The sequence below is a fragment of the Pseudomonas sp. TS_SC_3 genome (assembly GCF_056156225.1).
This window is the reverse complement of sequence record NZ_CM149586.1, coordinates 559,822-583,934: the sequence shown is the minus strand read 5'-3', so window position 1 is coordinate 583,934 and position 24,113 is coordinate 559,822. Positions and strand designations below refer to the sequence as shown.

The window sequence follows — 24,113 nt, the reverse complement described above, 5'->3', positions numbered from 1 at the left end:
CGCTAGATCACAATATTCAGCGCCGCCAGGCGTGATAAATCCTCAGGTCGATCCACGTCCCACAACGCAGGCAGTAGCGTCGGATGCCAGTCCAGCTGCTGCAAGCGCTGTAGCGTTAAACTCAAGACCTGCTCCGTTCCCCATGGCATATCGCTGAACAATGCAGCGTTTATGTTGCGCAGCCCCAGCAGCACATAACCACCATCCTCTGCAGGCCCGATCACCACCTGCTGCTCTTGCAACGCACTGCACGCCGCTTGCAGATAGCCCGCATCAAGCGCTGGGCAATCATTGCCAATCAGTATGACTGCATCGCTTTCCGCCAACCCGAGGGTGGCAATGCGGCGCATACGCTCACCTAGATCACCAGCCGGTTGTTCGACCAGTGTCCAGCCAAGCCGATGCGCCATAGCCTGCAGCTCAGCACTGGGCAAATCGTCTAGCCACAAAAAACGCTCGTTAAAGCTCTCGCCGGGTAACTGCAGGGCGCGCTCCAGCAGCAACTGCTGCAGGTCACAAGCGCCCTGAGCGCCTAGCGCCGGAATCAAGCGCGTTTTGACCCGGCCCGGCACAGGTGCGCGGGCAAGCATGTGTAATGAGACGGATAGATTCATAACAGTGACCCTCGACGGTACTGACGAGCCAGCTTTTCCGGGCTGACACCGCAGTAGTAAGCAATACGCAAGCACCACATCAGCACAACGGTACGCCAGACGCCATGCTGCTCCCAGCGCCGACTAGACGTCGACAAGGGCGGCCGCACGCAGCGAGGGCGTGCCTGGGCCTTCAAACGGCCGCACAGCTGAAGATCTTCCATCAGCGGCATCATTGCGTACCCCCCCAGGGCTTCAAACCGCTCTCGTACCACAAAAATTCCTTGGTCCCCGGAAGCGATACCGGTAAGGCGCGAGCGCAGGTTGATCATTGCGCCAATCACCCGCAATACAAACCCCGTACCGGATAGGCGCACATCAAAACGCCCCCATAACGGCCGCTCGCTTAGCGCATTCTGCAGAGCCTTGAGAGTCTCGGTACTGACCCGCGTATCCGCATGCACAAACCACAGGTATTCACCGCGGGCGACTGCCGCGCCCGCATTCATTTGCAGCGCACGGCCTGGAGATGTTCTGAGCAATTGATCAACCCGCCCGAGCAGCAACTCGCAGGTGTCATCTGTGCTACCACCGTCGACCACAATCAGCTCAGCACCGGCGGCGCGCAGAGCGGCTAAATCGTCCAACAAAAGCGGCAGGGCCTGGGCCTCATTACGCACTGGGATCACCACACTGAGCAGCGGTTTCATGTGCGCGGCTCTGATTGAGCAACTGGCTCATGGCTGCCGCCTGGCGTGTCAGTGTTGTCATGCATTTGTTCTTGCACCACCTGCTCATCGACACGCGGGTCGAGCGCTGCGGTCAGGGGTGAACTGGTGGTGCTATCCGGCATGGGGATATGGTGCAGCGGCGCATCGTCAACCTGATGCAAATGGGTCACGCGCTCTGGCCGTATACGCAGCACCAGAATCAAAGCGCAGCCGCAGACGAAGGCATAGAGCATGTTCGCGCCCAAAAACCGCATCAGTACGCCCGCCAGCAAAGGTCCGATGCAAGCCCCTACGCCAAAGGTCACCAGCAGCATGGCTGTCAGCGATACCCGCCGCTCAGCCTCGACATGGTCGTTCGCCAGCGCCACAGCCAGCGGGTAGAGGCTGAACTGCAGAGCTGACACCAGAAAACCGCTGACAAATAACAGCAGTAGGCTGGCCTGGGTGAAAATCGCCAAGGGCAACGCCGCCACGGCTAACAACGCCGCGCACGCACGAATCAGGTAGACGCGGTCGCGGCGGTCGGACAACCACCCCAGCGGCCATTGCACGAGTAGACCAGCAATGATGCAACTGCCCATAAACAGGCCAACCTGCTCGGTGGATAACCCCATGCGTGTGCCATACAACGGGGCCAAGCCGTAAAACGAACCGATCATCAAGCCTGCGACCACAATGGCGGTCAGCGACAGCGGCACACGCTCAATAAAAAAACGCATATCCAGCGGCGCCGGGTGCAGAGGCGCGGGGTGCAGCTTACGGGTCAGGGCCACAGGTACCAGACATAGGGCGAAGCACAGCGCCACCAGCATCAGCAGCTCAAGGCCGAGCGTTGGATGCACGACCAACACCATCTGCCCCAGGATCAAACCAAGGTAAGAAGCGCCCATATAACCCGCGAACACCTGACCGCGCTGGCTGTTTTCAGCCTGCTCATTGAGCCAACTCTCGATCACCATGTACTGGCACATCATGCCCAAGCCGACCAGCACCCGCAGCAGTAACCAGCTCGGCAGCCAGTCACTGAGGCCGTGCCCAAGCACTGCTGCAGTGACCACGCCGGCACACGCGACATAAGCTCGAATATGACCAACCCGGGCAATCAGCCGGTGCCCCAGCTTGCCGCCCAGCACCAACCCTAGGTAGTTGGCTGCCATCAGCGCACCGACCCACAGCCCGTCTGCCGTTTGTGCCAGACGCAACGCCAAGTAGGTACTCAGTAGCCCCGAGCCCATCAGCATCAAGAAAGTGGCGAAATACAGCGAACTGAATGATTTCAGGATCAACGTCATAGGGCAGCTTGTAACTCCAGATGAGGCCGGCTAGGCGGCCAGGTTTTAGGCATAAGCAGCCAATACATGGCGCTCGCAGGGGCTGTTTCGTCAAAGAAAGGGTTGAGAACAAAGGCCTTGCTGGCAATGTGATATTCGATGAACGCTTTACCAAACAGTTCCGACGCAAGCCCCTGCACTGAGACGCTTGATAACACCAAACATGGTACAGGGATCGTGCGAACTGCAGCCGCCCCAGCTTCTTACCAAACAACACACCCTTCAAATCAGGCGGCGCCTATGCGACGCCAGCACCACGTTAATTATTGAATGCTGACCGCTTACCGAGAAAAACATCAAATAAATCGATAATTTAAAACACGCGCGCGGATGTTAAAAACACCTTAAGAAACTCTCTAAGAATAACTAAGCTACTGATCAGTATGGTCTTTTAGACATTATCAATCACATCGATGATTACCATGAATGGTCAGGGCTTCTTCATCAATTTTTTATCCGTACCATTAGCGCCCTACCGACTTACCCCATGCCCTTACGAGGAGCCTAAACATGAAAAAGCAAATTCTCACCGCCGTGATTCTGACCAGCCTGTCCATCAGTGCCTTTGCCCTGCCACAACACAACCCGCAGCCACTGCTGGGTGAAATGCAGGACAGCAGCGTAAAAACGCTTATGAGTTTTGGAGGCAACCTGCATAAAAAAGACCGTGCTGGTCAGAACAACCTAGACGTTGCAGAAAGTAGTGCAGACCGCACCTTTAAGCCCCAAATGGAAAAGATGCGCTTAGCGGAAAGCAGCGCGGACCGCACTTACAAGCCGCAGCGTGCAGTACGGGGCGCATGAACTAACTGTGGTAACTGCTCAAGCCTCGGATATATCTCACGCATAAAGCCCCATATATGGGGCTTTATGCGTTGAACATCGATTCTATAAGTATGAGCCGCTCTTCCAACGCAGCGATGCGCGCCTCCAACGCGTCCAATCGTTCCTCCTGCTGACCGCCCGTCGTCGCGCGCTGCGGCTCACTGGCCCGGGCCGCCAATGCCGCCTGCAAATCCGCCGGGTCACCCAGCACGTGCATGTATCGGTCTTCACGCTGCCCAGGCTGGCGAGGCAACAGGCAAACCAGTTCGCGACTGATCAAGCGTTCAAGGTGATGCTGCACTTGCTCGGCATCCTCAAACTCATGCATACGGCTGCTGCGTGTCAGTAGCTCGTTGATGGTCTGCGGTCCGCGCAGCAGCAGCAACCCCAACAGCACCACCTGCGCCGCCACTAACTCCAGCGCTTTGTCGGCGCGGTGCTCCCAACGATCTGCCCGGCTGCCCATCACCAAGCGCGCCATTTCGCGACCTTCCAGGCTACGCAGGGCCTGCCCGACCTGACCGGCGGTGAGGTTGAGCACCGGCTCGCGGCTGGTTTTCTGATTGCAGGCCAGCACCAGAGCATTCAGCGTCAGGGGATAGGCTTCGGGGGTGGTCAGCTGCTTTTCGATCAAGCAACCCAGCACTCGCGCCTCAACGGTCGTCAGGGTTTCAACCGCCTTAGCGCTCGTATCTTCGTTGGACATAACAACCTCATGGCCTAGCAAAGGTCTTAGCCTAGCCCGGCTGAAGGCCGGTTGATAGGCATAAACGCCGCTCGGCGGGGCTGGCACTGCGCCAGCGCGTAAAGACAGGTCACTGTGGTAGAGTCGCGCGCTATTTTTCAGCGCGGTCGTGCTTTATCCCCTCGCGAAAAGCCTCATAACGCGTACAACAGCCATGCATCCAGGCGCTCGGCCCTCAAGCCCTGTAGCCAAAAAAGAGATCGCAGGCCTAGCCGCTCAGTCGAGACGTATGTCATGAACACTGCTCAACACCCGCTGCTACAACTGCTTAACCGCACCAGCCTGGTGCTGCAAATTGCCATCGGTTTAGTCGCGGGCATTGCCCTTGCGCTGTTCCTACCTGAAGCGGCGGCAAGCGTCAGCTTCCTCGGCACGGTGTTTGTCTCGGCGCTGAAGGCCGTGGCCCCGGTACTGGTATTCGTCCTGGTGGCAGCATCAATTGCCAACCATCAGCAGGGCCAGCAAACCCATATCAAACCGATTCTGCTGCTGTACCTGATCGGCACCTTCAGCGCCGCACTGATCGCGGTAGCGGCCAGCTTTGCCTTCCCGTCCAGCCTGACGCTGGTGAGCAACAGCGCCGAACTGTCGCCCCCCGGCGGCATCAGCGAGGTGCTGAAAACCCTGCTGCTGAATGTGGTGGATAACCCGATCAACGCCCTGCTCAACGGCAACTTTATTGGCATCCTGGCCTGGGCCATCGCGCTGGGCTTTGCCTTCCGCCATGCCAGCCCGAGCAGCAAGCAGATGCTCGCTGACCTGTCTAACGGGGTGACCAGCATCGTCAAACTGGTGATTCGCCTGGCGCCACTGGGGGTTTTCGGCCTAGTGGCAGCTACGCTGGCCGAGTCCGGGATGTCCGCGCTGCTCGATTACCTGCACCTGCTGCTGGTTCTGGTGGGCTGCATGCTGTTTGTGGCCCTGGTGACTAACCCGGCGATTGTCTACTTCAAGACCCGTCGCAACCCCTACCCGCTGGTGCTGACTTGCCTGCGTGAAAGCGGTCTGACGGCGTTTTTCACCCGCAGCTCAGCGGCCAACATCCCGGTCAACCTGCAGCTCTGCCAGCGCCTGGGTCTGCATGAGGAAACCTACTCAGTGTCGATCCCACTGGGTGCGACCATCAACATGGCCGGCGCGGCGATCACCATCAGCGTGCTGACGCTGGCCGCCGTACACACTCTGGGCATTGCCGTCGATTTGCCGACGGCCTTGCTGCTCAGCCTGCTCGCGTCGATCAGCGCCTGCGGTGCATCGGGCGTGGCCGGTGGCTCGCTGCTGCTGATCCCGCTGGCGTGCAGCCTGTTCGGCATCCCCAACGATGTCGCCATGCAGGTCGTTGCTGTCGGTTTTATCATCGGCATCGTGCAGGACTCGGCGGAAACTGCGCTGAACTCCTCCACCGACGTGCTGTTTACCGCAGCCGCCTGCCAAGCTGAACAGCCTCGCACCTAAGCCAGCAGCTCATCGCACAGCAGGGCAAGGTTTACTCAGTGGGTAAGCCTTTGGGAGCGGTGCATCACTGGGCCGCTTACGACAAGCCATCGCGGTGCGACGCTTGAAACACCTCATAACCTTTCCATTAGCCGACCGATAAACGTCGCCCGCGCAGCGTTTGAATAGCGCAGCGATTACGGTAGGCTTTGCCGCTTCATTGATAAGGAGTAATTCCCATGGCCCGCGCCACTGCCCGTCACATCCTGGTTGCCAGCGAAGACAAGTGCAACGAACTGAAAGCCGCAATCGAAGGCGGTGCTGACTTTGCTCAGGTCGCCAAAGACAACTCCAGCTGCCCATCCAGCCGCAGCGGCGGTGACCTTGGCTCGTTTGGCCCAGGCCAGATGGTTAAGGAATTTGACACTGTTGTGTTCAGCGCCCCGATTAACGTGGTGCAAGGCCCGGTGAAGACCCAGTTCGGTTATCACCTGCTGGAAGTGACCAGCCGCCAGGACTGATCAGCTCCCCTCGCTGGGCCGCCCTGGCCCAGCGAACCCCGCTTTATTGCGCAGCGCCAGCCAGGCTCAGCGCCGCTGACTAACAGTCTCAAACCCCGCGCAATAGCCAGGTATACTCGTCAACCTTTTCCCCTCGCACCCGCGGACCTTGCCATGACCCACACTCCAGCCGCTGAACCCTCAGTCGCCGTTCAGACGGCCGACAGCGCAGTACCGCCCAGCGAATCGACGCTTACACCGCCTAAAGCCAAAGGCCTTGCCTCACTGTTCGGCGCGGCCAAAGCGCTGTCCGGCAAACAGGACGATCAGCCTTGGCACCAAAAGGGCAACAAATCCGCGCATGAAAAGAAAATTGGCCCAGCGCCAAACGGCACGCGCCGCTCCATGGGCAAGCGCTAGCCCTAGGCCAGCCGCGCGCGTAAGCGCGCCTGCAGCCACCCGCCGCAAACATTCAGCAGCAAACCGAGCATCACCAGCAGCGCGCCCACCAACTGCAGGCTGCTCAGGTGCTCATCAAGCAGCAATGCCGCTGACGAGATCCCCACCACCGGCACCAGCAGCGAAAACGGCGCCACCTGGCTCGCTGGATAGCGCGACAGCAAACGACTCCACAAGCCGTAGCCCAGAATAGTGGCACCAAAGGCCAGGTAGGCCAGCACTAACAGGCTGTTCAGGTTAAAGCCGCGCAACGCGGACTCAATCACCGCCGGCCCCTCCAGCCACCACGACAGCGCAAAGAACGGCAGCGGCGGCACCAGACTTCCCCACACCACCAGCCCTACCAAGTTCACCTTGCCCAATTTGCGCGTGACGATGTTGCCCATTGCCCACATGGCCGCCGCGCACAGCGTTAACAGAAAACCGGCCAGCGTCATCAGGCCGTTACCCTGCGAGCCAATCAACAGCAAGCCACCGGCGGCCACCAGCAAGCCGAACAAATTGACCAGCCGAAAGCGCTCGCCCAGCAACAACACGGCAAACAGCAGGGTAAAGAAGGCCTGCGACTGCAGCACCAGCGAAGCGAGGCCCGCCGGCATACCCACCGACATCGCCGAAAACAGAAAGGCAAACTGCCCCAGTGAAATGGTCAGGCCATACGCCAGCAGCCAGCGCAGTGGAATCTGCGGGCGCTTAATAAACAGCACCGCCGGAAATGCCGCCAGCAGAAAACGCAGCCCACCGAGCAACATCGGCGGCATGTCATCCAAGCCGATCTTGATCACTACAAAGTTCAGTCCCCACACAATGATGACCACCAGGGCTAACAGCAAATCCTTGGGCTGCATAACAGCTCCTTAAAACGAGCAAGCCTCTATTAAAGCCGCCAGCCGCCGCAGCTCGCCCATACAGTAATTTGGCAAATCAACCGTACAGCCTCCAAGCATCAGGCCGCATACCCGCTGAGTGCGCGGTTGATTTAAGCATCAGAGGTGCCGCCAACGCCCCGAAGGGCTAGAATCGCGCCCCTGACCCACCTATCAACCCGTAACGACGAGATAACCCATGGGCGCACAATGGAAAGCCAAACCTAAAGAAGCCGCGGCCAACGCCAGAGGCAAGATTTTCGGCCGTTTGGTCAAGGAAATCATGATCGCTGCGCGCAATGGCGCCGATCCTGACCTGAACCCCAAGCTGCGCCTGGCCATCCACCAGGCCAAAAAAGCCTCGATGCCCAAGGAAACCCTCGACCGGGCGATCAAAAAAGGTGCCGGCCTGCTGGGCGACACCGTGACCTATCACTCGGCCACCTATGAAGGCTTCGCCCCACATCAGGTGCCCGTGATTATCGAATGCCTGACTGACAACATTAACCGCACCGTGGCCGAAGTCCGCGTGCTGTTTCGCAAGGGTCAGATGGGCGCATCCGGCTCAGTAACCTGGGATTTCGACCACGTGGGCTTGATCGAAGCCAGCACTGACAACGCTGCCGACCCGGAAATGGCCGCCATCGAAGCCGGCGCTCAGGACTTCGAGCCCGCCGAAGACGGCAACACCCTGTTTATCACCGAGCCAACCGACCTCGATGCCGTGTGCCGCGCATTGCCGGAACAGGGTTTCAACGTTAACTCGGCAAAAATCGGCTATATCCCGAAAAACCCAGTGAGCAGCCTGACTGCCGAACAACTGGAAGAAGTTGAAGCCTTCCTTGAAGCGCTCGACGCTCACGATGATGTGCAAAACGTCTACGTCGGGCTTTCTGGCTAAACGCCCCGCTAAAAGGCCCGCCGTGCAGGATGCAGCGCGGGCCAACCAGCGGCGCAGACTGACCGGCGCGGTCAAGCAAACGGGCAGACTCACCGCCCCTGCGCGCAACAAACCGAGTAGAATCACCGGCCGCCGCGCAGCCAGCGCTCGGCGTGTACACAAGGACGTTGCCTCACAGGAGCTTTACCGTGCACAAATTTCTTATTCTGGCAGCCTGTCTGCTGCTTGGTGCCTGCGCCAGTAACCCGCAAACGACCTACCAGCAAGACGTTAAAGCGGGCAAAAGCCCGATGGCCAAAAGCGCCCTTGAGGCCATTCACACCACCCAGGCCATCCCGCTACCGCTCAACCCCGGCCTGCTCGCGCCGCAGTGGCCGATCAGCGCTGACGAACCGCGCCTGGACTTCGGCAGCTCGATCTCCAACTACCGGATATTTTCCCTGCAGTTGAAAAAGGGTGAACGCTACACCCTCAACGTGCATTCGCTGTGCAACAAACCTTGCCTCGGCGTAAGCAAGTTTGCCCTCAAGCCGCGTGCCATGCTGCTCGATGCCTACGGCGCAGTGATTGCCGACAAGCCTTCGCGTGCCGAAGCCGTGGTCGGACAGATCAGCCTGAGCTGGGACGGTGAAGCCACTGAAGATGGCACCTACTACCTGCTCGTAGCCGCCGACAACGACGACCTCGGCCAAACCATCGTGATTGACGACGTGTGGGTCAACAACTCACCGCTGATGGCGATCAAGATGGGCATGCACAGCTCCCCGTTCGGCAAAATCAGCGCATTTTCTACCCCGCGCAAAAACTGAGTGCCCCGCGGCAAGCTACACGGGCTTGCCGCTACCCCGCCACCGCCCCATAGCCGCGTCCCATTTCAGCTGCATCTATTGACCCTGAGCAAGATGCCCAGCCCGCAGCGCCTTAGCCTATGCCGATGATTTTTTGAGGGCTCGCCCTCCCACTGCCATCGACGAGGTTTATATGAGCATCACCTCTGCCAGCATCTGTGCGGCGGCCGACCAACTGCAGGGTTTTGTCGGTTTTAACGCCAAGACCGAGCGCTATATCGTGCGTTTCTCCGAAGACTCTTTCGGCCTCGACGTGCTCGAACAGAGCATCACCCCCACCAGCGAATTCGTCTGGCGCGCCTTTGACGGCGAGCTGATGAACCTCGACCGCGCGCGCCTGCAACTGCTGCTGGAACAGAACATCGATGACCGCCTGGCGATCAGCGAGCCGCTGCGGGTCTACGTGCGCCGTAGCGATATGCCGGAGATCAGCGCCGAGCGCCGGCGTATTAACGCTTAATCGATCAGCTGCGTTTCAGCAGCCGTGGCCGAATAAGCCCCAGGTTGTTCACTTACGCCCTCACAACCTGCGCCCACAGCAGACTAAGCTCGGTTGGCTGATTTCATTCGCCCAGGAGCCTGCTGATGTTCGACGTGCTGATCAAGAACGCATTGTTTTTCGATGGCAGCGGCGCGCCAGGAGTGTTGCGTCACCTCGGCATCGCCGGCGGCAAGCTGGCCTGCATCAGCGCCAGCGCCCTGGATGAAAGCGGCTGTGGTCAGGTGATCGATGCGCAAAACCGCTGGGTGACGCCCGGGTTTATCGACATGCACACCCACTACGACGCCGAACTGGTGGCCGCGCCTGCGCTGAAAGAATCGGTGCGCCATGGCGTGACCACGGTGATGATCGGCAGCTGCTCGATCAGCATGGTGTTGTCCAACCCCGAGGATTGCTCCGACCTGTTCACCCGCGTTGAATCGGTGCCGCGTGAACACGTGCTGCCGCTGCTGCAGGCGCGCAAGACCTGGAACAGCGCCGGCGAATTCGCCGCCTTTCTCGATCAGCATCCGCTGGGGCCGAATATCTGCGCCTTCCTCGGCCACTCCGATTTGCGCGTCGCCGTGCTCGGCCTTGCGCGCGCGGTGGATGCCAAGGTGCGCCCCAGCGAAGACGAACTGCAGCAGATGGAACGCTTGCTGGAAGAGGCGCTGGACGCCGGTCTGCTCGGCCTGTCGAGCATGACCAACCCCTGGGACAAACTCGATGGTGACCGCCAGCGCTCGAAATCCCTGCCGTCGGTGTATGCACCCTGGGCCGAGTACACGCGGCTGAACAAAATCCTGCGCCGACGCGGGCGCATCCATCAGGGCGCGCCGAACCTGGTGACCAAGCTCAATGTGCTGGCCTTTCTCTGGGACAGCATCGGCGGCTGGTGGCGCAAACCGCTGAAGACCACCCTGATCACCCTGATGGACGTCAAAGCCGACCCGTGGCTCGCCCCGGTACTCGGCCCGCTGACCCGCTGGATCAACCGCCTGAGCAACGCCGACTTTCGCTGGCAAACCCTGCCGGTGCCGTTCGAAACCTACGCAGACGGCATGGAGTTCGTGGTCTTCGAGGAATTCCCCGCCGGCCAGGCCGCGCTGCACCTGGCTAACCACGACCTGCGCAGCCAGCTGTTTCAGGACCCGGCCTACCGCCTGCGCTTTCGCCAGGACGTGGAGAAGAAATTCGGCCCACGGGTTTGGCACCGTGATTTTGACGACGCCTGGATTGTCGATTGCCCAGACGCAAGCGTGGTCGGCAAAAGCGTCGGCGAACTGGCCAAGGCCCGTAATGAACACCCGGCCGATCTGTTTCTCGACCTGCTGGTGGCCCACGGCCCGCGCCTACGCTGGCGCACGTTGATCGCCAACCATCGCCCCGAGGTGGTGGAGAAGCTGGTGTGCGAACCCAGCACCCTGATCGGCTTTGCCGACTCCGGCGCGCATATCCGCAATATGGCCTTCTACAACTTCGGCGTGCGCCTGCTCAAACTGGTGCGCGACGCCGGGCTGCGCGGCCAACCGGTGATGCCGATTGAAACCGCGATTTGGCGCCTGACCGGCGAGCTGGGCGAGTGGTTCGACATCGATGCCGGCAGGCTCTACGAAGGTGCGCGTGCCGATCTGGTGATCATCGACCCAAATGCGCTGGATGATTCCCTGGCCAGTTACCAAGAGGCACCGATGGAGGCCTTTGGCGGCCTGCAGCGCATGGTCAACCGTGGCGCAGCGGTGGAGGCCGTGCTGATCAACGGGCGCATTACCTTTCAGCAGGGCGAGTTCGCCAGCGACCTGGGGCAGGCACGCGGCTACGGACAGTTTCTGCGCAGCAACGCCTAACCTGGCTTCAGCGCGTGCGACTTACGGCGTAACAGCGGCGCGCCAGGCTGGCATAATGCGCCCCGCACCGCCCGCCAACGTAACGCCGGGCCGGTATTGAAAGGACTCCAACCGAAATGCTCCACATGCTTTCGCCCGTGGCCTGGCGCTGGCTTCTAGGTTTGCTGCTAGCCAGCCTGCAGCTCCCGCTATACGCCGATACCAGCGGCGTCATTCACTACCCGCGGCGCGCCGATGGCGATGAATTTCGCTCCACCTATGAGTTGGCGCAACTGCAACTGGCCCTGCAAAAAGCCGACAGCACGCTGCGCTTGGAGCCCTCGGATTACAGCATGGAGCAGGAACGCGCCCTGATTAACCTTGAACACAACAGGCGCCTCGACGTGGTCTGGAGCGTTACCAGCATCGAACGCGAAGAACGCTTATTACCGGTGCGTATTCCGCTGGATAAAGGCCTGTACGGCTGGCGCATTGCGCTGCTGCCCAGTAGCCGGGCTGAACTGCTCAGCGATGTGCGCAACCTCAACGACCTGCGCCGCTTCTCAGCCGGACAAGGGCACGACTGGCCGGACAGCGAAACGCTGCGCAGCAATGGCATTTCAGTCAACGTTTCCTCCAACTACGACAGCTTGTTTCGCATGTTGCATGTGCAGCGCTTCGATTACTTTCCACGCTCAGTGGTTGAAATCTGGGATGAGCTGGCGCAACCGCGCAGCCAACAACTGGTCGTCGATAAGCACGTGGCACTGCATTACCCGGCAGCGATGTATTTCTTTTTCTCGCGCCAGCGCCCAGAGCTGGCGGAAACCGTTCGCCAGGGTTTAGAGAAAGCACTGGCCGATGGCTCATTCGAGCGCCTGTTTCAGCAGCATTTAGCCAGCAGCCTGCAACAGGCCCGCCTCGACCAGCGCCGGGTAATCAAACTGCACAACCCGCTGCTGCCCAGCGCCACGCCCTTGCAGCGGCGCGAGCTGTGGTTTACTCCAGTCTCGCCAGCGCGCTAAGCCGCTGATTCAAGGTGGCCTGCACCACGTTGCGGATGTGGGCGCCAGCCACTCGCCAATGATCTCATCAATAATATCGGCACCGGCATAAGCCTCGACCGCCGCCAAGATCAACCCCCGATAACACCCCAGCTATTCGGCCATCATGGGCGTAGACTGAACAACCAGCCGCGCCTCAGGGCGCAGAGCTGGCCCGCTCCAGACTATTCAACCACGACATTGTCAGAGGTGAAGATCATGAGCAAAGGTATGGATTCGAAGAAACAACTGAAGAAAAAGCCGCTGAAAACAGCCAGCGAAAAACGCTTGGATAAAAAAGATAAGCAAGGTGCAAAAAACGTGCTCGGCAGCCACTCCGCCAACGCATAAATCACCGGCCTGGGGCGAGCTGTATGCTTGTGCTCAGGCATTTCTACACACGCCGCGACAGTCAACCGTTATGCACTACCGCCAACTCCCCGCGCGACTCAAACCGCTTGCCGACAAGTTCTATCGCAACCAACGCTCGGGCATGCGCGCTAAGGCGGGCGAACAGCTGTGGGTCGCGGAAGATAAGGACATCATCGCCGCCCTGTGCTTGCATACGCTCCCCCATGGTTACTGGCTGACCAGCCTACTGGTCGCCCCAACGAAACGCGGCCAAGGTGTGGCACGCCAGTTGGTCGAGGCCGCCCTGGCCGAATGTCGCAAACCGGTCTGGCTGTTCTGCGAACCGTCGTTACACAGCTTCTATCTGCACCTGGGTTTCGCCCCCTGCACCGAGCTGCCTCAACCACTGGCAGAGCGTCTGACGCGCTATCAACGCACAAAAAACCTGCTGGCATTTACCCGCAGCCCAAGGCCCTCTCTGCAGCAAAAGAGCTGAAGCCCCGTCGCCGATGCCCGGCGCCTTAAAGCAGAAGCCCGGGCATACTGGCACATTGCTCACGTTGGCTATTGCTATCGTCAGGGCAAGCTCTGCATGCTTAGCCCATAACAATGACATTAGGGTCCCAGCGATGCGAACCCCGCGATTATTCAGGCGCCTGCGTAACGACTTTCAGTTATCCATCATTACGCTGATGGGCCTGTTTGGCGTGATTGGTATTAGCCCCTACGCCGTATACCGGCTTGCTACTGGCAACTACCTGGTGGGCATTGCCGACAGCGTGATTGTGATCTCCACCGTGTTTGCGGTGCTTTACGCTTTGCGCACCGGTGATACGGTCAAACCGGGCATCTACCTGGCCAGTATTTTCTCCATTGCCTCAACCCTGATTGCCATCAACCTGGGCGTTAACGGCCTGTTCTGGATCTACCCACTGATCCTGTTCAATTTCTTTATGGTGTCATCAGGCAAGGCGTTAGCGGCCACTCTTCTGATCGTCATAACGCTGCTCGGCTACAGCCAGCTAAAGCCTGGCGCGGTCTTCGAAAGCGACTACCAAATGGTTTCATTCTTGGTCACCAGCCTGATGGCCAGCATCCTGAGTTTCGTCTTTGCCTACCGCACCAACAGCCAGCGCGACCAGCTGCAGCAACTGGCCATCCATGACCCGCTCACTGGCGCACGCAACCGCCGGGCGATGAATGAAGAGCTCAAAATTGCCGCGTCCCTCTGTCGCCGCCACGGCAACAGCTATGGCGTTCTGATAATGGACTTGGACCATTTCAAGCGGATCAACGACAACTACGGCCATCAGGCTGGCGATCAGGTCTTGAGGGACTTTGTTGAGCTGATCAAATGCGCCTCACGTAAAGAGGATCGCCTGTTTCGCTTCGGTGGCGAGGAATTCCTCCTGCTGCTGCCCAATACCGACAACATTGGCCTGCGCGCAGCAGCCCAGCACCTGCAGCAACACATTACCCAACAGCTACGCAGTCCCGGCGAGGCCGTGACCATGTCCGTCGGCGGCGCCATAATGCGCCAGGATGAACACTGGGAAGACCTGCTGCAGCGTGCCGATCAATGCCTGTATGACGCCAAGAGTGCCGGGCGTAACTGCATTGTGATTGATGACGGCGTCGATACCGCATGTACGCGCGCTATCGCCTAACCCTGCAACTCACCTTTACTTACAATCTGCACCGGGGAAATGCACCTGCACCGCTCGCAGCGCTGTAACAACTCGGTGTTGCCTCTGTCTATTGACCACATTTATTCGAGAGCACTGCCATGAAAAGACGCTCCCTGCTCAAGGCAATCGGCTTGTTGCCGGCCCTGCCTCTGCTCAGTCATGCCCCACTCAGCCTGGCGCAAGCTATTGCCAGCACCGTGGTACCGCTGGACAAACCCCACAGCGCGTGGCGCGAATTGCTAACACCCGAGGCCTATGCCGTGCTCTTCGAAGAAGACACCGAAGCCCCTGGCAGCAGCCCGCTGAATCAGGAAAAACGCGATGGCACCTACCTCTGCGCCGCCTGCTACCTGCCGCTGTTCGCCAGCCAGGATAAATATGAAAGCGGCACCGGCTGGCCCAGCTTTACCCAGCCTATAGCGGGCCACATGGGCACCAAGCGCGACTTCAAACTGTTCTTGCCGCGCACTGAATACCACTGCGCGCGCTGCGGTGGGCATCAGGGCCACGTATTCGACGACGGCCCCAAACCGCGGGGCGAACGCTGGTGCAATAACGGCGTGGCCTTGCGCTTTGTCCCCGAAGGCGAAGCCTTACCTGAACTGCGGAGCTGAACATGACTGCGATTACATCGACCTGGCGCAACCGTCTGCTGGCCAGCATCATCCTTACGTTGGGCGGTCTGCTGGCAGCCTGTGAGCCCACCGCCGCACAGGCGCCACAACCACAGGCCAGTGCGCCAACAGTGGCAAACCCCGGCGTGGCAATCTTTGCCGGCGGCTGTTTCTGGTGCACCGAATCGGACTTCGACAAGGTACCTGGCGTGATTGAAACCACGTCCGGTTACATCGGCGGGCATGTCGAAAACCCCACCTACGAGCAGGTTTCGGCTGGCACCAGCGGGCATATCGAAGCGGTGCGGGTGCGTTTTGACCCAAGCAAAACCAGCTATGCGCAACTGCTGGAGGCCTTCTGGCCCACCATCGACCCGGTGACCGCTAACGCCCAGTTTTGCGACCGTGGCCCGCAGTACCGCAGCGCGATTTTCTACAGCAACGCAGAAGAACAGCAGTTAGCCGAAGCGTCCAAGGCCGCCTTGGAGAAATCCGCCCGCTTGCCGGCCCCAGTGGTCACGGAAATCCTCGCCGCCAGCACCTTCTACCCAGCGGAGGAGTATCACCAGGACTACTACCTGCGTAACCCGCTGCGCTACACCTACTACCGCAACGGCTGCGGCCGCGATCAGCGCCTGGAACAACTCTGGGGCAAGAAACAATAAGCCGCTGACGCAACTAGGCGAGCACCGCCAGCATCACTGTGATCGAGTCGGTGTGCTCGAACACAGCGGTGCCGTGCCATTGAGCGCTTTATTCAGGCGAAACTAGCGGCTGCGCTCAAAGGACTCCGTGCTTTGCCCAGGATATTGCTGCACCCGATAACCGTTGGGGTACTCGATCGTTTGCTTGATCGCCCCGCGGGTTTCTTGCGATTGGCTGCCATAGCGCTGCTCATGACGCTGTAAACCGTCAGGCAGGCGCTGCCCGCCATAGAGGTTGTGGCTTTCGATGGTCTGCGAGCTACCGATGCTGCCGCTGGCACCTGGGCTGATAGAGGTCTTTGGGATGACCCGTAACGTCTGCGGCGCTTGCGGCTCGGCGTACAGCGGAGTCACCAGCAACACCCCGAGCAGACTGATTACACACCTGCCTATCGGCATAACAACCTCTGCGCCAGAGGCGCGAAACGAACCTGAAGGTTTGGCAACACCAGCACGCCTGTGGTTCCAGGCATTAGCGCCGAGCAGACAGATGCCAACATGCCAACATGCCAACATGCCAACGGGAGCATAACGCAATCAAGCCATCAGCCAGCCCCGGCTATGCACCTGGGAGTGGGGGGCTGCAGTGAATAAATTCCAGTGCCGAGCGAGCGGCATAAAAAAATCCGCGGCCCATACAGGGAGCGGATTTTGATTTCCCCCAGCCCCAAATCAAGCTGAAAGGCTTAACCGATTAGCGCTAACTATCACTGCTGGCTATTCCAAACGCAGGGACAGCGAATGAGTCAGCGCTTGTTGCTCGCGGCGGGGCACTGCAGCCCCCATAAAACCGGTGCTTACTTATTCGGCAATTCGATACGGTCTTCGTGGATCACGATACGGCCCTGCTTGTACAAACCGCCGATAGCCTTCTTGAAGTTGCCCTTACTGACCCGAAACAGCGCAGCAATTTCCTCGGGCGAGCTTTTGTCATTCACCTTGAGTACGCCCTCATGCTCACGCAGCTTGGCTAGGATTTGCTCCCCAAGGCTGCTGGCGGCTTCCTGACCAACAGGTTGCAGGCTCAGGCTGATCTTGCCGTCGGCGCGCACTTCCTTGATGAAACCCTTCTCTTGCATGCCACTGCGCATGAATTTAAACAGCTCATTTTTATGGATCAGGCCCCAGTGCTTGCCATTGATGATGGCTTTAAAGCCCATATCCGTGGATTCAACCACCAGCAGATCCACCTCTTCACCGGCCGTATAATTCGCGGGGACGTTATCTAGGTAGCGGTCCAAGCGCGCGGTGGCCGTGATGCGCTTGCTGCGCTTGTCGAGAAAGACGTGTACCACGCAGTAATCACCAACCTGCAGCGGACGTTTTTCTTCGGAATGCGGCAATAACAAATCTTTCGGCAAACCCCAATCAAGGAATAAACCCACTCGATTTATGTCCACAACTTTTAAACTGGCAAAGCCGCCCACCTGAACTTTTGGCTTTTCCGTGGTGGCAATCAATTTGTCTTCACTGTCCAAGTAAATAAAGACGTTCAACCAGTCTTCCACTTCACTTGGGGTATCGCTCGGGATGTAGCGTTTGGGCAATAAAATCTCGCCGTCTGCGCCGCCATCCAGGTACAGGCCGAAGTCGGTGTGCTTCACGACCTGCAAACTATTCATCCGTCCAATTACCGCCATGATGCCCTACCCTCATTACCAGGCCCGCATTCTAGCCGAGTCGCCCCCGAATTTCTCGGCCGGCGCACCTCAGCGGCACGCCCGCTCGGGCGCCTCAAAAGGCAATCCGACCAGCGGGCTGAGCCCCCACCAGCACCCGCCCACGCGCTCGGCGCTAAGCACCTATTTCCAATAAAACAACTACTTACTGGAACATTCGATAATTACGTAGATTATTTAGGCAATTATTCTGCGGCATTAACAACATTCGAGCTTTATTTACCAAGTAATTGTCAAGTATTTCGAGTACAATGCGCGGCCAAATTAATTTTTAAATAGGTTAATGGCCGTCATGCGCGTAAAAGCATCTAACAGTAAACCCAAGCCGGCTCCGGCCGTGGAAACCAGCGCCTCGATCGACGCACAGATCGAAGCCTTCCTGAAGTCCGGTGGTGAAATCCAGAAAATTGCCAAGGGCGTCAGCGGCCAGGTGTACGGCACCACCAAGCAGATCACCATCGGCAAAAAGTAACATTCTCTGGCCACGCAGCGCTTTGCTCGCAATGACAAGGCGCTGGCCAGTGCATAAATCGCTCCATTCCCCACTCCGCGCCCACACCGTTGTTTTGCCTATTTGCGCGCCGTGCTCTGGCGCTTAGCACAACCTTGTTTCAGAATCATGTCAGCCCGCATTTTGCGGCTGATTCGGCATTGCTATTGCTGAACGATGGCAATTCCCCAGGAGTACCCGTGCGCGTTACCTGCAATTGGCTGCGACACCCTGCCAGCACCCTGCTTACCCTCGGTTTGTTATTACTCGCCCTGCCGCTACTCAGCCGCTACGCGCTGGGCTGGTCGCACGCTTATGGCTATCTGTCTGACCTGGCAATCGGCAGCCTATTACTGATTGTCTTGCACCAACGTGCCTGGCTGCTGAGCATTGCCCTGCTATTGGTCTGGTGCATCTTTACCTTGAGTACCGCCGAGCTGGTCAATGCGGTGGGACGCATGCCAGAACCTGCCGATGTGCAATACCTGGGCGACGCACAGTTTGTCAGCCATTCGACTCAGGGTGGCGGCTTGAGCCACCCTCTACTGGGCTTGGCCATGGCGGTGCTGGTAGCGCTCTATGTAGGCCTACGCAGCGTACAAAAAGAGCGTAACGCTGCGCCCCTAGCCAGCGCTTGGCTGCTGTTGCCGCTGTCACTGCTGGCCATTCACACTGTCGGTCAGCAATTCAAACCCAGCGAAGCGGACCAGTGGCTGCAGTTCAACCTGCCGCATAAATTGCTGGCGGAAAGCACCAGCAGCGCTCAGCAACGTGTCACTGATTGGCTCGCTGGCGATGAGCCCAGCAGCCCACCCGATGTCAGCGGCCTGAACCAACTTGACCTAAACGGCACACCCCTGCTGGAGCAGGCTGGCAGCGCCCGCAACGTACTGATCATCACTTTGGAAGGCGTAACCGGCGCTTATCTGCAGGCGAGCCGCCAGGCCATTGGCAGCCGCTACGACCAAGACCCGATGCCACGCCTGAGCCAATGGGCCGAGCGCGGCATGCTCACAAGCGATTATGTGCTGCACGGCCATCAGACCATTCGCGGCCTCTACGCCATGCTCTGCGGTGACTACAACAAACTCGATACCGGCACCCCGAAAGGTCTCGAGCTGCTCAACAATCCGGCTCGCAGCGAGCAATGCCTGCCCGCGCAATTGCGCGAGCGCGGCCTTAGCACCCACTTTCTACAAGGTGCGGGGCTGCGTTTTATGGCAAAAGACCAGATCATGCCGCAGATGGGGTTCGACAAAACCCTGGGCCGCGACTGGTTCAAAAACAAGCCCTACATCGAATTCCCTTGGGGCATGGACGACAAGGCCTTCTTCGAAGGCGCCATGGGTTACGTGCAACAGCTGCGCAAAAAACGTGAACCCTGGATGCTGACCTTGCTTACCGTGGGCACTCACCAGCCCTACTCCGCGCCGCAGGCTTACCTCGACCGTCACCCCAACGCCAAACTGGCGGCAATTGCCTACCTTGATGATGCCGTCGCTGACTTTCTCAATGCGCTGGAAAAACAAGGCGTGCTGAAAGACACCCTGGTGATCGTCACCTCGGATGAATCTCATGGGCTGGAGAACGTGCGCCTGGCTTCGGCCTGGGGCTTCAACCTGCTGCTGGCCCCGGAGCAGGCGCAACTGCCGGCGCGTAAACAAGGTGTCTATGGCCATGTCGATCTAACCGCCTCAGTGCTCGACTATTTTGCCTTCCCGGTGCCGATCAACATTGCTGGGCGCTCTTTGCTGCGTGACTACACCACCGGCCGCGAGATTATCTCTTACACCAACGGCCTGCTGCGCCAGCATGACGGCCAAGGCACGCTGACCGAATGCGACTTCCAGAACGTGTGTCGGCGCTATGCCAGCCCAGGCTTTATCGCTGACAGTGCGCGCTACCTGAACCGCGTTACGGGGAAGCCCGCTCGCCTGATTAGCCAACGCGCCGGCCTGCTGGACCAATCACTGAACAGCGGCACCACCGAGCAGCATCACCAGTTCGCCAACACGCAGCCGATTATGCTTAAACCCGGCGCCAGCGATGACTGGGCGGATAACTTGGTAGGCGCGCAGTACCTGACGTTGGGCAAAGACACGCAGACCACAGTCACCCTGAAAATTCGTGCGCTCAGCACAGACAAACAAGGCGCCAAGCTGTACTTGAAAACCAAGGAATACGACCGGGATGTCGCCTTGCCAATCCCCGATCTACCGCTGCTGACCGGTGATAAACCCGTCGAAGTCAGCTTCAGCTTCGACAACCCGACGGCGCGCAAAGCGTTCTCCTTCCACCTGCTCGGCCAGGGCCAGGGCGTTATCGAAATCGTCGATTTCAGCGTGAGTAGCACGCCGTTGGCCACCGAAGAGAAGTTACTGGCCGTTCAGGAAAGCAGTCTGGACGAAGCCGTACCCTAGGGCCAGGCTACCTGCCGTGAGCCTCGCCGTCAGTGCATCGCGTAACGGCGCTCAATGGCGGTGTATTCACCATTCGCCCGGATGACTGCCAGCCCCTCATTAAAGCGCTGGCAATCGGCTTTTTTACGGCAACCCAGCTTGTAATCAGACGCAGGGAAAATCGAATACACCGCCAGCGGCTGGGCGACATCAACCTGGGTGTACACCTCTCGGTTGAAGTAACGCAGGATGCGCATATCCGTCACCACCACATCCACCCGGCCGCTATACAGCATCCGGTTGCGTGCAATCTGAAACGCCTCCTCGCGGTAGCGCGGGTTATTTTCGGCCATGGCCTGGTACTCGCTGCCGAGTAGGAAGCGTGCCCGCTGAAAGGCATTGACCGAGTAGCCAGCCAGATCACTGACATGCTGGATATTGAGGTTTCTTGACCGCAGAGCGACGGCGACATTCTGGTAGCGGATATACGCATTCGAGTAATAAATGGCCCCGCCGCTGCGCTCATTGGTGGTGGCGATAACGTCGAGCTGCCCCCTGCCCAGCATCAGGTTCAACCGCTCCATGGGCGCAAAGTACACCTCGGGCTGCAGGTCGCCGCGCTGCAGGGCGGCCATCACAATGTCGTATTCCAGACCACGGGCTTCGCTCTGGAAGATGTACGGCGGCTTGTGTGTGCCAAAACCGACCCGTAGGGTTTGCGCCGAGGCCAGCAAGCTGTTGCCCAGCAGAAAAAACAAGCACATCCACTTCATGCCAATACCCACGTTGAACCCGTGACCAGCATAGCTGGCTATGCCCTGACTCTGCATCGGCCTATCACTGAGATCGATTAATCCGAATTAGTCGCCCAGCGCCCACACAAGGCTAGACTGCCTCCACCCAAGCCAGTCGCCAATCACAGGAGAATCGTCATGCTTAAAGCTGAATACCAACAGCGCGGCCCACAACCTCATGAGGTGATCGCCGCCGTCGAGCTGCAGCTGCCTGAACCGGATGCCAACCAGGTACGGATCAAAGTGCTGGCAGCACCGATCAACCCGTCCGACGTGCTCACGCTCACGGGCGAATACGGCATGCTGCCGCCGCTGCCGGCAGTCGGTGGGAATGAGGGCGTCGGCCGCGTAGAAGCGCTGGGCACTGAGGTTAGCACCCTGAAAGTCGGCCAAATGGTGCTCTTGCCAGTAGGTTGCGGCACGTGGGTCAGCCATTTGAATGCGCCGGCGAATAAACTGATCCCCCTGCCGGAAGCGGACCCGCAACAACTGGCGATGCTCACAGTTAACCCGCCAACCGCCTCTTTGTTGCTCAGCCAATTTGTTGAGCTTAAGCCGGGTGATTGGGTAATCCAGAACGCCGCCAACTCAGGCGTCGGCAGCTACCTGATCCAACTGGCCAAGTTGCGCGGTTTCAAAACCATCAACGTGGTGCGCCGCGAATCAGCCGTCGCCGGTGTTGAAGCCGAAGGCGGCGATGTGGTGCTGGTCGATGGCCCGGACCTGGCCAAGCGCGTGCGCGCAGCCACTGGCGGTGCGGCCGTGCGTCTTGGCATTGATGCAGTAGGCGGCGAAGCCACCGATCATCTGGCGGCCAGCCTGTGCGACGGTGGCGTGCTGGTCAATTACGGCATGATGAGCCGCCAACCGTGCCAGGTGTCGCCGTCGTCCTTCGTCTTTCGCGATGTCAGCCTGCGCGGTTTCTGGCTGGCCAAGTGGTTCCAGAACGCCAGCCAGGCCGAGCAGATGAAGGTGTTTGGTGAGTTGGTCCAGCTGATCGCCAGCGGCAAACTGCACACCCGCGTAGCGGCCACCTATGACGTCAGTGAGATCAAGCAAGCCGTGGCTGCCGCCGCCAGTGGCGAGCGTGATGGCAAGATTTTGATTGTGCCGAAGTAAGCCTCAGGCAAGCGACGGCGGCCAGCCCGCTGTCGCCTAGCTTAAAGTCCGCGCATTCATCAGCCACGACGCCAGCCCCGCCAATGGCTGATCGGTGTAAAGCATCACGCTATCAGCCTGCAGGCATGTGTGCAGCGCCGCTGAAAAGATCCAGCGGCCCACCGTGTTACTCGGCGGCAGGGGCACGACGCTTGAGGGGCGCCAAGCCGTCCTGGCTGACCAGTACTGAAGCATCAGGCTTGGGCTTGTTGATGGTGTTGCGCTTGCTCGGCGCTTTGGCGACCGGCTTTTTCGCCACAATCTTCTTACCGGTTTTAGGGTCGATCTTTTTCTTCTTCGGGCCGACAGCTTTGCCGGACGCCTTCAGATTCTTCGGCCCCTGATAGATGCCTTTGATGTCCTTGATATTACGGCGCTCGAAACGCTGCTTAAGGTAGCGCTCGATGCTCGACATCAGCGCCCAGTCGTTATGGCAGATCAGCGAAATCGCCAGACCTTCGGCGCCCGCGCGGCCGGTGCGGCCAATGCGGTGCACGTATTCGTCGCCGGAGCGCGGCATATCGAAGTTGATCACCAAATCCAAACCGTCAACATCCAAACCGCGCGCGGCTACGTCAGTGGCGACAAGAATCTTCACCGCGCCTTGCTTGAGGCGGTCAATGGCCAGCTTGCGATCTTTTTGGTCTTTCTCGCCGTGCAACACGAAGGTTTTGAAGTCGTGAGCGACCAACTTGCCATACAGGCGGTCAGCCTGAACGCGGGTATTGGTAAAGATGATCGCCTTGTCGTAGGTCTCGTTTTTCAGCAACCACTCAACCAAACGCTCTTTATGGTGGTTGTGGTCAGCGGTGATGATCTGCTGACGGGTACCTTCATTGAGCTGGCTGACGCGGTTGAGCTGCAGGTGCTCAGGCTCTTTCAGCACCTTGCCCACCACTTCGCGCAACCCGGCACCGCCGCTGGTGGCGGAGAACAGCAGGGTTTGCCGCTCGGCATTGCACAATTCGGACAACCGCTGCACGTCCTCGGTAAAGCCCATGTCGAGCATGCGGTCGGCTTCATCGAGCACCAGCACTTCAACTTCATCAAGCAGAAGGTTACCGGCGTTGGCGTGCTCGATCAGCCGGCCTGGCGTGCCGATCAGGATATCCACCCGGCGCAGCATGGCTGCTTGCACCTTAAAGTCTTCACCGCCGGTAATCAGGCCGGCCTTGAGGAAGGTGAACTGAGCAAAACGCTCGACTTCCTTGAGGGTCTGCTGGGCCAGCTCGCGGGTTGGCAGCAGGATCATCGCACGCACGCTCATACGCGGCGAAGAGGCGCCATCACCCAACAAACGGTTGAGCATGGGCAGCACAAAGGCTGCCGTTTTGCCGCTACCGGTTTGCGCGGTTACCCGCAGGTCTTTTCCTTGCAGCGCCAGCGGAATGGCCGCCAGCTGCACCGGGGTGGGCTCGACAAAGTTCAGCGCAGCCACGGCTTTAAGCAGGCGTTCATGCAGGGCGAATTGGGAAAACACGGGGGCAACCTCGACGGAATACAAAAAATCAGCCGCATAGCGTAACGCGTTCCGGGCTCGCGGCCGAGTGACTTTGCATATTCAGCGTAATAAAGCGACCGTTGAACGTGAACAAAGCACAGAATAGTCACTCTTATTAGCGAGCAAACCCGCCCTGTTGGCCCCGGAGTTCA

The 24,113-nt window shown here is 59.1% G+C and carries 26 protein-coding genes; 17 read left to right on the top strand and 9 right to left on the bottom strand.

Features of this window, described 5'->3' with window-relative positions:
• Window positions 1-2: 2 nt before the first annotated feature.
• Genes AC0J6G_RS02820 through AC0J6G_RS02810 form a run of 3 tightly spaced genes read right to left on the bottom strand, consistent with a single transcriptional unit; the run spans window position 3 to window position 2,616 of the window.
• Window positions 3-614 (bottom strand): TIGR04282 family arsenosugar biosynthesis glycosyltransferase, encoded by a 612-nt coding sequence (locus AC0J6G_RS02820; RefSeq protein WP_475251080.1) that lies wholly within the window; start codon window positions 612-614, stop codon window positions 3-5.
• Window positions 611-1,303: a TIGR04283 family arsenosugar biosynthesis glycosyltransferase gene (locus AC0J6G_RS02815; RefSeq protein WP_475251078.1), complete on the bottom strand. Its 693-nt coding sequence runs from the start codon at window positions 1,301-1,303 to the stop codon at window positions 611-613. Before AC0J6G_RS02815 ends, AC0J6G_RS02820 begins: the two co-directional genes overlap by 4 nt.
• On the bottom strand, window positions 1,300-2,616 hold the full coding sequence (locus AC0J6G_RS02810) for an MFS transporter (RefSeq protein ID WP_475251076.1): 1,317 nt from the start codon (window positions 2,614-2,616) through the stop codon (window positions 1,300-1,302). The genes AC0J6G_RS02815 and AC0J6G_RS02810 overlap by 4 nt, the downstream gene beginning before the upstream one ends.
• A gap of 549 nt (window positions 2,617-3,165) precedes the next feature.
• Between AC0J6G_RS02810 and AC0J6G_RS02805 the strand changes: the two genes are divergently transcribed.
• Window positions 3,166-3,459, top strand: a complete 294-nt coding sequence (locus AC0J6G_RS02805; RefSeq protein ID WP_475251074.1) for a hypothetical protein — start codon at window positions 3,166-3,168, stop codon at window positions 3,457-3,459.
• A 64-nt stretch (window positions 3,460-3,523) separates the two neighbouring features.
• Here the strand turns inward: AC0J6G_RS02805 and AC0J6G_RS02800 are convergent, their stop codons facing one another.
• On the bottom strand, window positions 3,524-4,186 hold the full coding sequence (locus AC0J6G_RS02800; RefSeq protein ID WP_475251072.1) for a YceH family protein: 663 nt from the start codon (window positions 4,184-4,186) through the stop codon (window positions 3,524-3,526).
• A gap of 273 nt (window positions 4,187-4,459) precedes the next feature.
• Here AC0J6G_RS02800 and sstT point away from each other — a divergent pair, with 273 nt between their 5' ends.
• From sstT to AC0J6G_RS02785, 3 genes are all read left to right on the top strand, one after another.
• Complete coding sequence (gene sstT / locus AC0J6G_RS02795) at window positions 4,460-5,680, top strand: serine/threonine transporter SstT (RefSeq protein ID WP_475251070.1); 1,221 nt, start codon at window positions 4,460-4,462, stop codon at window positions 5,678-5,680.
• A gap of 218 nt (window positions 5,681-5,898) precedes the next feature.
• On the top strand, window positions 5,899-6,180 hold the full coding sequence (locus tag AC0J6G_RS02790) for a peptidylprolyl isomerase (RefSeq protein WP_090248458.1): 282 nt from the start codon (window positions 5,899-5,901) through the stop codon (window positions 6,178-6,180).
• Window positions 6,181-6,333: 153 nt separating this feature from the next.
• The gene (locus tag AC0J6G_RS02785) at window positions 6,334-6,579 is read left to right on the top strand and encodes a hypothetical protein (RefSeq protein ID WP_475251068.1); all 246 of its coding nucleotides are present in this window, start codon (window positions 6,334-6,336) and stop codon (window positions 6,577-6,579) included.
• 2 nt (window positions 6,580-6,581) lie between these two features.
• Here the strand turns inward: AC0J6G_RS02785 and AC0J6G_RS02780 are convergent, their stop codons facing one another.
• Complete coding sequence (locus AC0J6G_RS02780; protein WP_475251066.1) at window positions 6,582-7,466, bottom strand: EamA family transporter; 885 nt, start codon at window positions 7,464-7,466, stop codon at window positions 6,582-6,584.
• 217 nt (window positions 7,467-7,683) lie between these two features.
• Between AC0J6G_RS02780 and AC0J6G_RS02775 the strand changes: the two genes are divergently transcribed.
• From AC0J6G_RS02775 to msrA, 10 genes are all read left to right on the top strand, one after another.
• Window positions 7,684-8,385, top strand: coding sequence for a YebC/PmpR family DNA-binding transcriptional regulator (locus AC0J6G_RS02775; RefSeq protein ID WP_475251064.1), 702 nt, complete (start codon window positions 7,684-7,686; stop codon window positions 8,383-8,385).
• Between the two features lie 188 nt (window positions 8,386-8,573).
• On the top strand, window positions 8,574-9,194 hold the full coding sequence (locus tag AC0J6G_RS02770) for a putative periplasmic lipoprotein (RefSeq protein ID WP_475251062.1): 621 nt from the start codon (window positions 8,574-8,576) through the stop codon (window positions 9,192-9,194).
• A 172-nt stretch (window positions 9,195-9,366) separates the two neighbouring features.
• On the top strand, window positions 9,367-9,693 hold the full coding sequence (locus tag AC0J6G_RS02765; RefSeq protein ID WP_475251060.1) for a DUF2025 family protein: 327 nt from the start codon (window positions 9,367-9,369) through the stop codon (window positions 9,691-9,693).
• A gap of 125 nt (window positions 9,694-9,818) precedes the next feature.
• Window positions 9,819-11,561: an N-acyl-D-amino-acid deacylase family protein gene (locus tag AC0J6G_RS02760; RefSeq protein WP_475251058.1), complete on the top strand. Its 1,743-nt coding sequence runs from the start codon at window positions 9,819-9,821 to the stop codon at window positions 11,559-11,561.
• A gap of 125 nt (window positions 11,562-11,686) precedes the next feature.
• On the top strand, window positions 11,687-12,565 hold the full coding sequence (locus tag AC0J6G_RS02755) for a hypothetical protein (RefSeq protein ID WP_475251056.1): 879 nt from the start codon (window positions 11,687-11,689) through the stop codon (window positions 12,563-12,565).
• Between the two features lie 237 nt (window positions 12,566-12,802).
• Window positions 12,803-12,934: a hypothetical protein gene (locus AC0J6G_RS02750; protein ID WP_475251054.1), complete on the top strand. Its 132-nt coding sequence runs from the start codon at window positions 12,803-12,805 to the stop codon at window positions 12,932-12,934.
• A gap of 70 nt (window positions 12,935-13,004) precedes the next feature.
• On the top strand, window positions 13,005-13,430 hold the full coding sequence (locus tag AC0J6G_RS02745; RefSeq protein WP_475251052.1) for a GNAT family N-acetyltransferase: 426 nt from the start codon (window positions 13,005-13,007) through the stop codon (window positions 13,428-13,430).
• Window positions 13,431-13,563: 133 nt separating this feature from the next.
• The gene (locus AC0J6G_RS02740; protein ID WP_475251050.1) at window positions 13,564-14,601 is read left to right on the top strand and encodes a GGDEF domain-containing protein; all 1,038 of its coding nucleotides are present in this window, start codon (window positions 13,564-13,566) and stop codon (window positions 14,599-14,601) included.
• A 119-nt stretch (window positions 14,602-14,720) separates the two neighbouring features.
• Window positions 14,721-15,236: a peptide-methionine (R)-S-oxide reductase MsrB gene (msrB, locus tag AC0J6G_RS02735; protein ID WP_475251048.1), complete on the top strand. Its 516-nt coding sequence runs from the start codon at window positions 14,721-14,723 to the stop codon at window positions 15,234-15,236.
• Between the two features lie 2 nt (window positions 15,237-15,238).
• The gene (gene msrA / locus AC0J6G_RS02730) at window positions 15,239-15,901 is read left to right on the top strand and encodes a peptide-methionine (S)-S-oxide reductase MsrA (RefSeq protein WP_475251046.1); all 663 of its coding nucleotides are present in this window, start codon (window positions 15,239-15,241) and stop codon (window positions 15,899-15,901) included.
• Between the two features lie 102 nt (window positions 15,902-16,003).
• Here msrA and AC0J6G_RS02725 read toward each other — a convergent pair whose 3' ends face one another.
• Both AC0J6G_RS02725 and AC0J6G_RS02720 read right to left on the bottom strand, forming a co-directional pair.
• On the bottom strand, window positions 16,004-16,339 hold the full coding sequence (locus AC0J6G_RS02725) for a hypothetical protein (RefSeq protein WP_475251044.1): 336 nt from the start codon (window positions 16,337-16,339) through the stop codon (window positions 16,004-16,006).
• A gap of 398 nt (window positions 16,340-16,737) precedes the next feature.
• Window positions 16,738-17,580: a CvfB family protein gene (locus tag AC0J6G_RS02720; RefSeq protein ID WP_475251042.1), complete on the bottom strand. Its 843-nt coding sequence runs from the start codon at window positions 17,578-17,580 to the stop codon at window positions 16,738-16,740.
• Window positions 17,581-17,902: 322 nt separating this feature from the next.
• Between AC0J6G_RS02720 and AC0J6G_RS02715 the strand changes: the two genes are divergently transcribed.
• Together AC0J6G_RS02715 and AC0J6G_RS02710 are read left to right on the top strand one after the other, a co-directional pair.
• The gene (locus AC0J6G_RS02715) at window positions 17,903-18,091 is read left to right on the top strand and encodes a hypothetical protein (protein ID WP_205895771.1); all 189 of its coding nucleotides are present in this window, start codon (window positions 17,903-17,905) and stop codon (window positions 18,089-18,091) included.
• Window positions 18,092-18,309: 218 nt separating this feature from the next.
• On the top strand, window positions 18,310-20,529 hold the full coding sequence (locus AC0J6G_RS02710) for an LTA synthase family protein (RefSeq protein WP_475251039.1): 2,220 nt from the start codon (window positions 18,310-18,312) through the stop codon (window positions 20,527-20,529).
• Between the two features lie 29 nt (window positions 20,530-20,558).
• Here AC0J6G_RS02710 and AC0J6G_RS02705 read toward each other — a convergent pair whose 3' ends face one another.
• Window positions 20,559-21,281, bottom strand: coding sequence for a substrate-binding periplasmic protein (locus AC0J6G_RS02705; protein ID WP_475251037.1), 723 nt, complete (start codon window positions 21,279-21,281; stop codon window positions 20,559-20,561).
• A gap of 159 nt (window positions 21,282-21,440) precedes the next feature.
• Here AC0J6G_RS02705 and AC0J6G_RS02700 point away from each other — a divergent pair, with 159 nt between their 5' ends.
• Window positions 21,441-22,421, top strand: coding sequence for a zinc-dependent alcohol dehydrogenase family protein (locus AC0J6G_RS02700; RefSeq protein WP_475251035.1), 981 nt, complete (start codon window positions 21,441-21,443; stop codon window positions 22,419-22,421).
• A gap of 166 nt (window positions 22,422-22,587) precedes the next feature.
• On the opposite strand, the gene AC0J6G_RS02695 is transcribed toward AC0J6G_RS02700, so the two are convergent.
• On the bottom strand, window positions 22,588-23,940 hold the full coding sequence (locus AC0J6G_RS02695) for a DEAD/DEAH box helicase (protein WP_475251033.1): 1,353 nt from the start codon (window positions 23,938-23,940) through the stop codon (window positions 22,588-22,590).
• Window positions 23,941-24,113 lie beyond the last annotated feature (173 nt).